The sequence below is a fragment of the Amycolatopsis sp. PSD-21 genome (assembly GCF_055561455.1).
Genome location: NZ_CM145712.1, coordinates 3,622,793 through 3,635,438, shown reverse-complemented (window position 1 = coordinate 3,635,438; position 12,646 = coordinate 3,622,793). Strand labels below are relative to the sequence as shown.

General features: G+C 69.9%; 12 protein-coding genes. 9 read left to right on the top strand and 3 right to left on the bottom strand.

The features are described from left to right. Window positions 1-184 precede the first annotated feature (184 nt). Window positions 185-1,264: a J domain-containing protein gene (locus tag ACZ1DY_RS17225; RefSeq protein WP_465484939.1), complete on the top strand. Its 1,080-nt coding sequence runs from the start codon at window positions 185-187 to the stop codon at window positions 1,262-1,264. A 295-nt stretch (window positions 1,265-1,559) separates the two neighbouring features. Here the strand turns inward: ACZ1DY_RS17225 and ACZ1DY_RS17220 are convergent, their stop codons facing one another. Continuing rightward, window positions 1,560-4,058: a M14 family zinc carboxypeptidase gene (locus ACZ1DY_RS17220; protein WP_465484938.1), complete on the bottom strand. Its 2,499-nt coding sequence runs from the start codon at window positions 4,056-4,058 to the stop codon at window positions 1,560-1,562. Between the two features lie 214 nt (window positions 4,059-4,272). On the opposite strand from ACZ1DY_RS17220, the gene ACZ1DY_RS17215 reads away from it, so the two are divergent. From ACZ1DY_RS17215 to ACZ1DY_RS17200, 4 genes are all read left to right on the top strand, one after another. Then, entirely contained in the window at window positions 4,273-4,962 is a 690-nt protein-coding gene (locus tag ACZ1DY_RS17215; RefSeq protein ID WP_257487631.1) for a DUF998 domain-containing protein, read from the top strand. 97 nt (window positions 4,963-5,059) lie between these two features. After that, window positions 5,060-5,398: a YciI family protein gene (locus ACZ1DY_RS17210; protein ID WP_371878858.1), complete on the top strand. Its 339-nt coding sequence runs from the start codon at window positions 5,060-5,062 to the stop codon at window positions 5,396-5,398. A gap of 2 nt (window positions 5,399-5,400) precedes the next feature. Next, window positions 5,401-6,666, top strand: a complete 1,266-nt coding sequence (locus tag ACZ1DY_RS17205) for an RNA polymerase sigma factor (RefSeq protein ID WP_465484937.1) — start codon at window positions 5,401-5,403, stop codon at window positions 6,664-6,666. Next, entirely contained in the window at window positions 6,663-7,436 is a 774-nt protein-coding gene (locus ACZ1DY_RS17200; RefSeq protein ID WP_465484936.1) for a class I SAM-dependent methyltransferase, read from the top strand. The genes ACZ1DY_RS17205 and ACZ1DY_RS17200 overlap by 4 nt, the downstream gene beginning before the upstream one ends. Here ACZ1DY_RS17200 and ACZ1DY_RS17195 read toward each other — a convergent pair. Next, entirely contained in the window at window positions 7,330-7,989 is a 660-nt protein-coding gene (locus ACZ1DY_RS17195; protein ID WP_465484935.1) for a hypothetical protein, read from the bottom strand. The two genes, ACZ1DY_RS17200 and ACZ1DY_RS17195, sit on opposite strands and share 107 nt — an antisense overlap. Beyond that, entirely contained in the window at window positions 7,986-8,318 is a 333-nt protein-coding gene (locus tag ACZ1DY_RS17190) for a hypothetical protein (protein WP_126735820.1), read from the bottom strand. The genes ACZ1DY_RS17195 and ACZ1DY_RS17190 overlap by 4 nt, the downstream gene beginning before the upstream one ends. 363 nt (window positions 8,319-8,681) lie before the next feature. Between ACZ1DY_RS17190 and ACZ1DY_RS17185 the strand changes: the two genes are divergently transcribed. The 4 genes from ACZ1DY_RS17185 to ACZ1DY_RS17170 are packed head-to-tail and all read left to right on the top strand — an operon-like array spanning window position 8,682 to window position 12,373. After that, window positions 8,682-9,974, top strand: a complete 1,293-nt coding sequence (locus ACZ1DY_RS17185) for a helix-turn-helix transcriptional regulator (protein WP_465484934.1) — start codon at window positions 8,682-8,684, stop codon at window positions 9,972-9,974. Continuing rightward, window positions 9,971-10,720 (top strand): hypothetical protein, encoded by a 750-nt coding sequence (locus ACZ1DY_RS17180; RefSeq protein ID WP_257487635.1) that lies wholly within the window; start codon window positions 9,971-9,973, stop codon window positions 10,718-10,720. The genes ACZ1DY_RS17185 and ACZ1DY_RS17180 overlap by 4 nt, the downstream gene beginning before the upstream one ends. Beyond that, the gene (gene dcd / locus ACZ1DY_RS17175; protein ID WP_126735817.1) at window positions 10,711-11,307 is read left to right on the top strand and encodes a dCTP deaminase; all 597 of its coding nucleotides are present in this window, start codon (window positions 10,711-10,713) and stop codon (window positions 11,305-11,307) included. Before ACZ1DY_RS17180 ends, dcd begins: the two co-directional genes overlap by 10 nt. After that, window positions 11,291-12,373, top strand: coding sequence for a thiamine-phosphate kinase (locus ACZ1DY_RS17170; protein ID WP_465484933.1), 1,083 nt, complete (start codon window positions 11,291-11,293; stop codon window positions 12,371-12,373). The genes dcd and ACZ1DY_RS17170 overlap by 17 nt, the downstream gene beginning before the upstream one ends. Window positions 12,374-12,646 lie beyond the last annotated feature (273 nt).

Genomic DNA, 12,646 nt, shown 5'->3' with positions numbered 1-12,646 from the left:
CACTGTTCCCCCTAGCGTGCTGTCGATCTCCACGATATCCAGGACGCGGCGGAGGCGGACCTCGTTCCGCCACAAGCGAAACAGTATGCCCGCGGCGTCACCCCGACGCGCCGCGGAGGTGGTTGCGGACGACCGGCGGCGGCCGAATAGTGTTGCGGCCCGGCCCTTTGGAGGTGAACCGCCCGTGCCCGATGTCGACTACTACGAGGTGCTCGGCGTGGGCAAGGCCGCCTCGGTCAACGAGATCAAGACCGCGTACCGGCGGCTGGCGAAGTCGCATCACCCCGACGCCGGCGGATCCGCGCTCACCTTCCAACTGGTCCGCGAGGCCTACGACACGCTCAGCGACCCGATGCGGCGTGCCGGCTACGACGCGGGCGGCCGTTCGGTGCGCGCCCCGATCCGGCCGCGGCCGCGGCGTCGCTTCGGCGAAGAACCGGGCTACGAGCCCGAACCGGTCGTGATCGATCCGGACGACCTCGAATGGTGGGAGTTCGCCGCACAGGATGAGCGCGTGCGGCACGAGCGGCGGCGCGGCCCCGGGCACACCCCGGTGGTGGCCGCGGTCGGCGGGATGGTGCTGGTGCTGCTGCCGGTGCTGACCGGCGTCGGATTCTCGGCCCCCACGCTGATCGTCTGGCTGATCCTGACCGCCGGGACCGCCCTGCTCGTGCAACGGCTCGCGCGCGGTTATCTGGCGGCGTCCCGCGCCAAGAACCGGTTCGCCGCCGAGTTCGGCGGGAAACGCGTGTTCGGCACCCCCGGCGTCGAGACCGACGAACTCGCCGAACGGCTCACCGCCGACCTGCTCGAGCGCTACCTGACCCGGCTGCCCGGCGCCCGGATCTTCCATGGCCTCTCCTGGCCGGACTCGGTGTTCGCCGACGTCGACCACGCGGTGCTGTGCGGAAAGCGGCTCGTGCTCATCGAATCGAAGCTGTGGCTGCCGGGGCACTACGAGACCGATGACGACGACCGGCTGCTGCGCAACGGCCGCGCCTTCCGCGGCGGTGGGAGCAGGTTGACCGAAAGCCTCGCCGAGTACCGGCGGATCCTGCCGGGGGTCGCGTTGCGCGGGGCGATGATCGTGTACCCGAGCCGGACCGGGGAGATCACCACGGATCTCGAGGATCCCTCCCCCGCGCCGCCGATGACGCCGGAACAGTTCCTGCACGAGATCGGCGGGTGGCTGGCGGCGGAGCCGTCCACTGTGGACTCGGCGACGATGCGGGTGGTGCGGGACCGGGTCGTCGGCACCGTTTAGGGAAGCGGCGGAGTCTCTGGCCTGCGGGTGTCGCGAAAGCCACTTTCGCAACGTTGAAGGTTGCGAAAGTGGCTTTCGCAACCTTGTGCCGACCTGCGCAGGGCCCCACTCCCCGCGTCGCGAAAGCCACTTTCGAGACATCTGGCGTCCCGAAAGCGGCTTTCGCGACACCTGGGGGGCCGTCCACTGTAGACGCTGCGCGTGCTGCGGGACCGGCCCGCGTTTCAGGGCGAAGCGCGTGAAGGCCCCCTTCCCTCGGCTGAGCCGAGGGAAGGGGGCCTTCACGCGCAAAGAACTACCGGACCGAGCGCTCCTTCTTGGCCCGCGCGGAACGGGTGCAGACCTCACCGACGTCGACCGTCTGGCCGCGGTCGATGTAGACGTCCGCCAGCCCGACGAGCTTGCCCTTCGGCGACGTACAGGTCAGCTGGTACGCCTCCTTGGGGCCGTAGGTCGGCGGGATCGGCGACTGGAACGACACGCCGCCGGCCCAGTCGTCCACAGTGGACGGATTCGCCTGCGAGTAGTTGACCAGCACGGCCGTGTAGTCCCCGGCGGGCGGGTCGTACAGGATCGCGTGCTCTTCCGTGGTCGAACCGTTCGCCGACGACGACACCATGTTGCCTGCGGAGTCGAAGACGTACAGGTCCCAGTCCGTGTCCTGGCTGGCCCACTTGACGTCGACGCTGAACTTCCCGTTGTCGACCTTGGGGAGCCCGTCGACGTGGAACGTGAAGCTCTCCGAAGTCGGGTCCGTCGGGTAGTTCTGGTTGATCGCCGGGACCCCGGGCGGGTTGACGGCCTGGATCGCGGGCTGCGCCGGACCCTGCGGCTCGCGGCCGTAGCGGCCCGCGACGTAGGGCCGGGTCGACGGGTTGATCGACCACGCGAACCGGCCGCCGGTGGAGGACAGCGACGAGTTCAGGTCGTCGGTGACGTAGATCGGCGGCTTCGTCGAGCCGTCCGGCTGCACCACCGGCGAGGTCGGCGTCTGGAAGGTCTTGTGCAGCTTCAGCTGGTAGCCCTTCGGCGCCGTACCGATCAGCGTCGAATGCGCCGCCGGGTCGGCGGTGTTGGCCAGCATGTCGATGAACGCGGCACGGTTTCCACCCTTGCCCGCGCCGGCCGCGGGGGCGACACCGGTGTATTCGGCGACGACACCTTCGGCGAACGGCGGGTGGAACTCGTTCGGGCCGACCTCGAACGTGAAGCCCCAGCCACCGGTGGCCCAGTACGACCAGTCCTCGGTCGAGCCGGTCGTGTCGTACAGCGCCCACGACGGCTGGCTGGTGTATCCGTTGCGCGAGGCCATCTTGTCGCCGAGCGCCTTGTACGCGGGCTCGTCGAGCGGCGGGCGGACGGCGGCGACACCCGGGACACGCAGCACCAGGTTGGAGTAGGTGTGCAGCGTGATCAGGTTGGTCACCTGACGGTTGGACACGATCGAGCGGATGTTCTGCGTCTCGGGCTCGGAGAACGGGCCGGAACCACGGAACGTGTCACTGCGCCACAGGGTCGACGCGCCGGCGCCGCCCCAGAAACCAGCGTAGTTGCGGTTCGGGTCGGTTCCGCGTTCACGGCCGGCGGGGTTGGCCTTGCAGACGCCGGTCGCGAACTCCTTGGGCGAGTCGTTGACGTTGCAGTTCTTGCGCTTCATCTCATAGTCGAACCGCGAGAAGTCGCCCTTGGGCTCGGCCTCACGGGAGATTTCGAAGCCGTCGGGGTTGACGATCGGCACGATGATGTTGCGCGTCCGGCCGACCAGGCCACGGATCTCGGCGTTGCCGCCGGTGTAGCCCTTGACCAGCTCGTGGGCCCACTCCATGGCGTGCTCGCCCGCCGGCCACTCCCGGGCGTGGTGCACACCCATGGTGAAGTTGACGGGTTTGCCGTCCGCGATGTTCTTGACGTCGCTCGCGACCTCCAGGCCGATGACGTCACGGCCTTCCCAGGTCGGCTGCGGCAGCGTGAACGCCGTGACGAGCTTGGGGTTCTTGCGGGCCAGTTCCTTGACCTCGAACTGGTAGTCGTAGAGGTGCCGGTAGCTCGTCCGCCCGGACGGCAGCGTGGAGCCCGGCGTCTTCGCGGCGTACTCACGGTCGGTCTTGGCGTTCTGGATCGACTTCGCCGAAAGGTCGGCCTCGACCACCTTCGACTTGAAGCCGTTGTCCGCCAGAGTCTTGCGGTCGGCGTCGTTGGCGAGGACGACCTCGACACCGGTGGCGTCGGCCTTCTCGGTGACGTCGAGGCCGAGCCGGAGCAGCTTGTCCTTGTCCTGCTTGCCCGGGGTCTCGACGCGGACCAGTTCGGCGCGCTGCGGCGCGTGCGCGGCACTGGTCGGCGTCCCCTGCGGCGTGAGGGCGAGGAAGTCGACCCCCAGCAGCGCGTCCCGCGTCTTCCCGTCGTACCGGCAGGTCTGCACGACCAGCTGCTGGTCCTTCTTCACGAAGCCTTCGGCGAGTTCGTGGCTGCGCAACGCGGCGGACGCGGCGACCACGGCGCCGGTGGCCTTGTCGAAGACCGCGAGGTCCCAGTCGCCCTCACCGCCGCCGCGAGGCGCGATCCGCGCCTGCAGCAGACCGTCCACTGTGGACGTGAACTCACGCCGGTCGGTTCCTGCCGTGCCCGGCTTCTGGAGCGCGGCGAAACAGGAACGAGGCACGGCCCGATCGGCCCGGACCACGTTGTCCGCGGCCACCGCCGTCGTGGCCGACGGAAGTGCCACGAAGGTGCCGGCGAGCACCAGGGTCGCCGCCGTCCATCCCGCTCTTCGCCGGTTTGGTGAATACCCCACAGACTGACCTCCTTGGACAGTCCGGTGACCGGGTGAGGTCACCGGTAGCGAGACCCTAGACCCGGGACACCACCGGAGGGACCCGCCACAAGTCGGCTACACCCCTTTCGGCCCAACGTTCTCACCGACCGTGGCGGAACGATCACCGGGATTCCTGTCGATTCCGACAGGAAAGCCTAAGAAAACCTTCAGGTTGGGTGGTTACCGTTCAACCATGACGACGCCCCAGGTCACCGCCCGGTCACCGCTGGCCCTGCTGGCCGCCGTGGCCTCGGTCGCCGGCGGAGCGCTGCTGATCCTGCTCCTGCAGGTCCTCCCCGCCACCAGCGACATCAGCCCGGTCCGCCGCACCATCAGCGAATACGCGCTCAGCGAGCACAAGTGGATCTTCGACGTCGCGGTCCTGCTGGTCGCGCTGGGCTCGGCGATCGGCTTCGGCGCGCTGATCCGCCGCAAGCACCTTCCCGTCCTGTCCGCGGCCTCGGTCTTCTGCGCGCTCTGGACGGTGAGCCTGGTGGTGATCGTGGCGTTCCCCAAGAACAACTGGGCGATCGGGCCGAGCGTCGGCGGGACGGTGCACCGGATCGCGAGCGTCGTGGCGTTCGTCTGCCTGCCGCTGGCCGTGTGGTTCGCGGCGAAGGCCGTCTTCCCCTCCTCCCGCGCGCGGCGCGCGGTGACGAGGGTGCTCGCGGTCGCGGCTTTGGCGTGGTTCGGCGTGATCCTCGGGGCGATCGTGATCTCGATGAACGGCGGCGAGCCCTGGTGGCGGGCGATCCCGCTCGGGCTGGTCGAACGCGCGATGGCGCTGACCGGGCTGCTCGCGCTCGCGTCGCTGCTCATCCCCGCGCGCGTGGTCACCGCTCCGGTGACCGAGCAGGCCGAAGCGCTGGAGACCGCGTCCTGAAAGTTCCTTCGGGCGTCCTGTCCATTTGACGGTCTCCCGCTCGTAGTGGTGTCGTGCGGCGAGCAGGCCGCGCGGAAACCAGAACGGGAGTACCACCGTGAAGTACATGCTGCTGATCCAGGCCGCGACCGGCGACGTCGAGCCCCAGTGCACCTTCGAGGACTGGATGGCCTACGACAAGCAGGTCAAGGACGCCGGGATCTGGTCCGCCGGGGAGTCGCTGGCCGACCTCGTCACCGCGACGACGGTGACGGTCGATCGCGACGGGAAGCGGACGGTGACCGACGGGCCCTACGCCGAGGCGCGTGAGGTGCTGGGCGGTTTCTACGTCATCGACGTGCCGGACCTCGACGCCGCGCTCGACTGGGCGGCCCGCTGCCCCGGCGCCTTGGACGGCTCGGTGGTGGTCCGCCCGGTCGCCGACTTCACCGCCTGATCGTGGACGAGCCGAGCGCCGGCGTGGCGTCGGTCGAGGCGGTGTTCCGCGAGGAACGGGGCAGGCTCCTCGCCGCGCTCGTGCGCCGCTTCGGCGACTTGGACCTGGCCGAAGAGGTCACGTCCGAGGCGGTCGAAGCGGCGCTGGAGCGCTGGCCGGTGGACGGTGTCCCGCCGAGGCCGGGTGCGTGGCTGATGACCACCGCGCGGCGCAAGGCCGTCGACCGGTTGCGCCGCGACCAGGCCTACGCCGCCAAACTCGCGGTCCTGCAGGTGGAACTGGATCGAGCCGATCCCGCTCCCGCGGCGGACGCCGGGGACGGCCTGCCGGATGAACGGCTGCGGCTGTTCTTCACCTGTGCCCATCCCGCCCTGCCCTTCGAGGACCGGGGCGCGCTGACGCTGCGGTTTCTCGCCGGGCTGACCACGCCGGAGGTGGCACGGGCCTTTCTCGTCCCGGTGCCGACGATGGCGAAACGGATCGTGCGGGCGAAGAAGAAGATCAGCGAGGCCCGGATCCCGTTTCGCGTTCCCGGCCCGGACGAACTACCGGAGCGGCTGCCGGGTGTGCTGCAGGCGGTGTACTCGATCTTCACCGAGGGGTACACGGCCAGTTCGGGAGCGAGTCTGCAGCGGGCCGGCCTCGCCGAGGAGGCCATCCGGCTCGGCCGCGTCCTGCGCGGGCTGATGCCCGCCGATCAGGAGGTGGCGGGGCTGCTCGCGCTGATGCTGCTCGTCCACGCGCGGCGGGACGCCCGGACCGGGCCGGACGGCGAACCGGTCCTCCTGGCGGACCAGGACCGGAGCCGGTGGGACCGGGAACTGATCGAAGAGGGCGGTGCCCTGGTGGTCGCCTCGCTGACCGGCGGCCCGCCAGGCCCGTACGGGGTGCAGGCCGCGATCGCGGCCCTGCACGACGAAGCGGCCGATGTCGAAACCACCGACTGGCCGCAGATCGTGGCGCTTTACGACGTCCTGATGACGTTGGATCCCTCCCCCGTCGTCGCGCTCAACCGCGCCGTGGCCGTCGCCCTGCGCGACGGCCCGGCCGCGGGGCTCGCGTTGCTCGACCAACTGACCGGCGAACCGACGCTCCGCGGCTATCCTCCCTTCGCGATCGCCCGGGCCGATCTGCTGCAACGGCTGGGCCACGACGACGCGGCGGCCACGGCCTACCGTGAAGCGATCGCGCTCGCCCCGACCGAACCCGAACGCGCACACCTGCGGCGAAGGCTCGCCGCGCTCGAATCCCTTGCGGAGACACGATGACCGCCGAACAGCTCGCCCGCGCCTGGGACGAAGCCGCCGCCGGCTACGACGCCTACTACGTTCCCCGGTTCGCGCCGTGGGTCTCCGCCGCGGTACGGGCTCTCCCCTCGGTTCTGCCCGAGGGCCCCGTTCTCGTCCCCTGCTGCGGGACCTTCCCGGAACTCGACGAACTCGGCGGGCATCTGCCCGGCCGCGAGATCGTCGGCATCGATCTGTCCGCCGGCATGGTCGAGAGGGCGAGGCGACGGGCCGCGGGCAATCCCCTCGCACGCGTCGTCGAGGGTGACGCCTCGCAACTCCAACCGGCCTCGGCCGCCGCGGTCGTCTCGGTCTTCGGCCTCCAGCAACTCCCCGAACCCGACGCCGCGCTCCGGTCGTGGGCGGGCGCGCTTCGCCCGGGCGGCGTGCTTTCGGTCGTCTACTGGCCGCACAGCACCGAACCGGGCGGGCCGTTCACGGTGCTGTCCGACGTGCTGCGGGAACGCGTCCCCGCGGGCGATCGGTCCTGGGAAGAACGGCTCGTGCCCGCGTTGGAAGACGTCGTACTCGAACGCGACGAACCGTTGTCGTTCCCGATGGTCCACCCCGACGCCGACACGTTCTTCACCGCGCACACCCGGTCAGGACCGATGCGGCCGCTGGCGGACGCGCGCGGTGAAGAGTTCATCGCCGTGCTGCGCGCGGAATTCCTGCGAAGGTCCCCGGAAGGGGAATGGCGGCACCGTCCGGCTGCCCGGCATATCGTCGCGCGGGCGGCAGACCGGGCTTGACCTCGTCCTCGGCAGTGTCTTCAACGTCCTTGCGCAGGCGTGCGGTGCAGACCGAAAGGTGCACCACGTTGGCGCGTTTGTGGTGGCGGTACACGTGGACGTCGGAGGCGAAGCACGCCGCCGCGAGCAGCGCCCGTCGCTGCTCGATGCGCTCGTAGCCGACTCCGGCGGGACAGAACAGGGTGACCTCGACCTCGTCACCGCGCGGTTTGGTCCACAGGATCACCGGCAGCTTGCCGTCGAGCGTGCACACCCTGGCCCGGGCGAACCCGGTCCGCAGCCGGTGCTGCACGACGATCGAGCGGAGCCGGTCGCGGAGGAATCGCCGCGCCGAGCGCCAGTAGAACAGCCAGTTCGCGACACCGAACAGCACGACCGCGCCCCAGATCGGGCCGACCGCCTGGAAAAGGGAGTACAACGCGTACGGGAGCACGATCAGCGCACCGATCTCGTACCGCCAGTGATACAGGGCGGTGATCGGGTTGGGCCTCCTGACCACCGTGATCTCCCTGGCCAGCTCGGCGATCGCCTGGGGTTCCTGCCAACGGCTCATGACCTTCCTCCTGTCCGTCCGGCGGTTTGCTCGGCGGCCACGGCCGCCGCGGGAATGGAGCGGACGACACCGGCACCGGCGCAGTCCGGGCAAACGGCGTCCTCGTAGGGCCACCACCCCGTGCCCCCGCAGGGCGCGCACGCGTGGACGGTGTCCCAGCGGGGGTCGCGGTAGACGCGGCGCCTGCTGTCCGGCACCCGCGACACCTGCCAGCCGCGAGCGGCCGCGCGCGTGTCCTCGCCGGTCGCGAAGAGCCATTCGTGGAAGCGTTCGAGAAGCCGATCGAACCAGGACCGGGGCGCTGCCGTGTGGTTCTCGTGGTGGGACATGAGGTTCACCCCCGATGCAGCCAAGCGCGAACTCGGGTCGGCCCACACGGCGCCTACTCCGGCATTCGTGTGGCCCACAGGCGACGCGAACGGGGTCAGATGCGCAGCGTCACATTCAGATGGCTGACAGCATCCACTCTCCGGTCGTGCCCAGGTCGGACCAGTCCTCGTGACCGGGCGGGTCACGCACACCAGGACCAGGTAGAACAGGGTCCATCGCGGCTCTCGACACGTTGTGACACGACGTTGACCCACGCGCCAGCACGGTCCGATTCGCTTGCTGTACTCTCGCCGTTGTGTGCACGTTCAGTCACCGCCCTACATTGCCTACCAAAGGTAGGTAAGCCCGTGTCTAGTGCCTACATGAAGCCTACATCGGCCGGGCAGCGGCCGGTAAGCCCCGATGCGGAAACCGTTACCGCGTCGGGTGTCGGACGTGAGCTGCGGCGGCTGCGCAAGGCCGCGGGCGAAACGCAGGCGGAGACCGCCCGGATCATCGGCGTGACCAGGGCGAACCTGACCCAGTGGGAGACCGGGAAATACCTGCCGTCGGCGCACAACGCGCGTCAGCTCGACGATCACTTCCGCGCCGCGAACGCGCTGTTCACGCTGGTGGAGACCGCCCGTTCCCCCCACGAGCACACGCTGCCCGCCGTCGGCGACGCCGCCATCGTCGACACCTCGCGGTCGCTGCTGCAGGTCTTCCACACCGTCGGCGCCAAACTCGCCGAGCGCCTGATCCGGGACGAGCACGGGAAACCGCTGGGCTGGCGGCACAACCTGCAGAAGAGCACCGGCCCGAAGGCGCTCAGCACCGCGTACGGGATCAACACCATGCTCGTGGTAGGCGATCCCTACATCGACCTACATACGCTCGCCGAAGATCTGTACCGGCTGCAGTCGGCACAGGGCTGGCGTGGCCGCGCGGGCGGCAAACGGCCGGAGACGACAGCGTCCGTCGTGGACGCGCTCTTCCGCACCAGCACCATGTCCGCCGACGAAGGGCTGGACCAGCTCGAAGGGTCGCTCGACCCGTACAGCAGGACCCGCCCCTACCTGTTGTCCGCCGTGCTGCACACGGCGGTCCGGCTCCGGCCGGACGCCCCGCTGACCGACCGGCTGATCGACGCCCTCCTGGCGGCCCGGCTCGACTTCGACGGCTCACAGCTGTGGCCGGAGAAGAACGAGGCCGGGCTCGTCGCCCCGGAGGCATCGGTGGTGCACACCGCGCGTTCGGTCGTCGCCCTGCGGGAAGTCCTGCGCAGCCGTGAAGATCGCAACGACGTCCGAGAGGCGGCCGACGAAGCCACACAATGGCTCATCGACCGGTCGCATTCGGACGATGGCGTGGCCGAGGATCTCGAAAGGCCTCGTCCCGACGGGGAAGGAACGACCCGGATCATCATCCGGCACTTCACCGCAGCCTGGGTCGTCCAAGCGCTCGCCACCGCCCCCTTCCTGCCACTCCCCCGGCTCAACCGGGCGCTCGGAACCCTTTGGGAGCGCTACGACGCCGATCAGGGATTGTGGGCCTGGGGAAGCGGCGACCTACCCATCTGGCAGACCTTGGACGCAGTCACCGCGCTCCGCGCGGCCGCATTCGCCGCCGCCGGGCCCCCGCTCAGCCCTCCAGGAACTCCAGGTACGACTGCATGATCGACACCCCGCCCCCGACCCTCACGGCCGCTCCCGCGGGCGCGCACGCGTTTCTCCGTGACCTCACCGGGAGCCGCCCCCGCCACGGTGACGCGGACCTTCCCTGGCTGCGCACGGTGGCGCACCGGGTACAGGACTCCCCCGGCGCTTTCCTTTCGTGGCTCGAAGAAACCCTCGGCGACGACGAAGCCGTCCACGCCGCGGCGAAGCGTTCCTACTGGCATCCCAACGGTTTCGCCAAAATGGTGCTCCACGCCTCCGCCGATTTCCGCATCCGGCTCCATGTCTGGCCGGACTCGGCGGAGCCGTCGCGCGGCGAGTCCAATCCGCACAGCCATCGCTGGGAATTCGCCTCGGCCATCGTCGCCGGCGAAGGCCTGCACATGGTCGAGTTCCGCGAAACGACCGAAGGCGGGAAGCCCTACGACCGGTACCGCTACGGCGCCGATCCGGCGAACCCGGCCGCGTTGCTCGCGGACGGCGCCGCCCGGCTCGCGGTGGAGAAGACCCCGCACGTCCGGCTCGGCGACGTCTATTCGTGCGACACCGCCGTCGTGCACACCGTCCGGCCCATCGCCGCGGGTTTGACCGCGACGGTGGTGGTCCAGGGACCGCACCGCACCGGCACGACGGTCGTGTACTGCGAGCCCGGCGAGTCCGACGACCAGCCCAACGGCGAACTGACCGAGACCGATTTCCGCGCGCTGGTCGGCGCCGTCGCGAAAGCGGTGGCGTCATGCCGCTGACCTGGCCCGCCCTGCGCCGCGGGATCCTGACCGACCGGGCCATCAAACGCGCGCACCGCGCCGGGGAACTCACGATCACCCCGTTCGAGCCCGGTCTCGTCCGCCCGGCCGCGATCAGCCTGCGGCTCGGTCACGAGGCGTTCGCGCTCGAATCGACCGGGACCGTCGACATCGCCGACCGGAGCACGTATCCGGAACTCCGGCCGAAGGAACTCGACGCCGAAGGCAGGCTGCGCGTCGAACCCGGCGAAGTCGTTCTCGCGCCGACGCTGGAGAAGATCGGGCTCTCGGAGAAACTCGCCGGGCTCGTCGACGGCACGAGCGACTACGCGCGGCTCGGCATCAGCGTCGTCCTGTGCGGTCAGGTCAGCCCCGGCTTCGGCAGTGAGACCGGCGCCGTGCTGACCCTGGAGATCGTGAACCACCTGCGGCATCCCGTGCTCCTGCATCCCGGGACGCGGATCTGCAATCTCATGCTGTTCGCCTCCACGGGCAGCGACCAGCCTTACGGCACGATGCCGAACAACTACTCCAGCGACCACAACGTCGCCCCGTCCCGATTGGCGGATCATGTCGGGCGTAACTGAACTTTCGCCGGTGGGCGACGACATCCGGCTCGGCGAACTGGGCGAGCACGCGATCCTGGAACACATCCTGCGGCCGCGTTACGGCGGTGTCCGCGGGTTCGGGGACGACTGCGCGGTCCTCGACGCCACGGAAGGGCTTCGTGGCGAACTGGTCGCCACCACCGACAGCTGCCCCACGCCGCTGGTCACCATCCTGGGTGAAACGGATCCCTATCACGCCGGGTGGCTGCTGGCGACGATCAACCTGTCCGATCTCGCCGCGGCCGGTGCCACCCCGCTCGGCCTGGTCGTCAACTACACCCTGCCGAAGACGACCACGGCGGGCGAGTTCCGGCGGCTTCTCGACGGCGTGGACGACTGCACGAAGGTGCACGGCACCAAGGTCGTCGGCGGCGATCTCCGGGACGGCCCGGTCCGGCAGCTCACCGCGACCGCGATCGGCCGGTGCGTCCCCGGCGGGCGGCTCGGCCGCGCGGGTGCCGAAGCCGGCGATCGGCTGCTGCTGGTCGGTTCGCCCGGCTATCTCTGGGCATACGCGTTGCTCGTCGAAAAGCAGGCACGGCTTCCCGGATCTGTCGTCGCGGACATCCGCGAGCGCGCCTGCCGTCCGATGGCCCAGGTGGCGGCGGGCCGGATGCTCGCCACGGCCGGGCTGGCGCGCGCGGCGATGGACGTCTCCGACGGTCTCTTCCCGACCGTGCGGACCCTGTGCGGTGCCAACGGTCTCGGCGCGCGGATCACCACGGACATCCGGCTGGACGACGCGCCCGCCGACGTCTGCGCGCAGTCGGGGCTCGGCCCGTTCGAGCTCGCGCAGGCCTGGGGTGACTGGACACTCGTGGTCGCCGTGCGGCCGCAGGATGTCGAACTCGCCAAGAAGACCCTCGCCGGCGAAGGTGTCGCGGCCCAGGAAATCGGCTCCCTCGTGGCCCGCGAGGAAGGCATTTCGCTGGACGACGGCGAACTCTGGGAAGGGATCGCGCAGGAGCGCTTCTCGCCCAGTTCCTGGCACGGCGGCGAGGTGCCGAAGCTGATCACCGAGGTCCTCGGCAGGCGGGCGGGCTGACCTGCGGCCGGTCGTGAGTGGTGAGTGCCGTTCTGACGGCAGCTGGGTGCTGGGCTTGGCCGGGCGTTGCGAAAGCCACTTTCACAACTTTCAACGTTGCGAAAGTGGCTTTCGCAACGCCGAGGAGCGACGCCCGGCCGGCTCGGAACCGCGTCCTGGAAGAGGGCCTTCACGCGCAACTGGTGTCTGCAGGCGAGCACAGGCCTCGACATCAGGGTGATTGCGGTCACATTCGCCCGCTTTCGCGCGGGTGCGCTCCCCGAAAGCGGCATT

Coding starts and splice junctions, on each gene's coding strand:
- ACZ1DY_RS17215 (WP_257487631.1), top strand. CDS start 4,273: ATGACGACGCCCCAGGTCACCGCCCGGTCACCGCTGGCCCTGCTGGCC.
- ACZ1DY_RS17200 (WP_465484936.1), top strand. CDS start 6,663: ATGACCGCCGAACAGCTCGCCCGCGCCTGGGACGAAGCCGCCGCCGGC.
- ACZ1DY_RS17195 (WP_465484935.1), bottom strand. CDS start 7,989: ATGAGCCGTTGGCAGGAACCCCAGGCGATCGCCGAGCTGGCCAGGGAG.
- ACZ1DY_RS17190 (WP_126735820.1), bottom strand. CDS start 8,318: ATGTCCCACCACGAGAACCACACGGCAGCGCCCCGGTCCTGGTTCGAT.
- ACZ1DY_RS17185 (WP_465484934.1), top strand. CDS start 8,682: ATGAAGCCTACATCGGCCGGGCAGCGGCCGGTAAGCCCCGATGCGGAA.
- ACZ1DY_RS17180 (WP_257487635.1), top strand. CDS start 9,971: ATGATCGACACCCCGCCCCCGACCCTCACGGCCGCTCCCGCGGGCGCG.
- dcd (WP_126735817.1), top strand. CDS start 10,711: ATGCCGCTGACCTGGCCCGCCCTGCGCCGCGGGATCCTGACCGACCGG.
- ACZ1DY_RS17170 (WP_465484933.1), top strand. CDS start 11,291: ATGTCGGGCGTAACTGAACTTTCGCCGGTGGGCGACGACATCCGGCTC.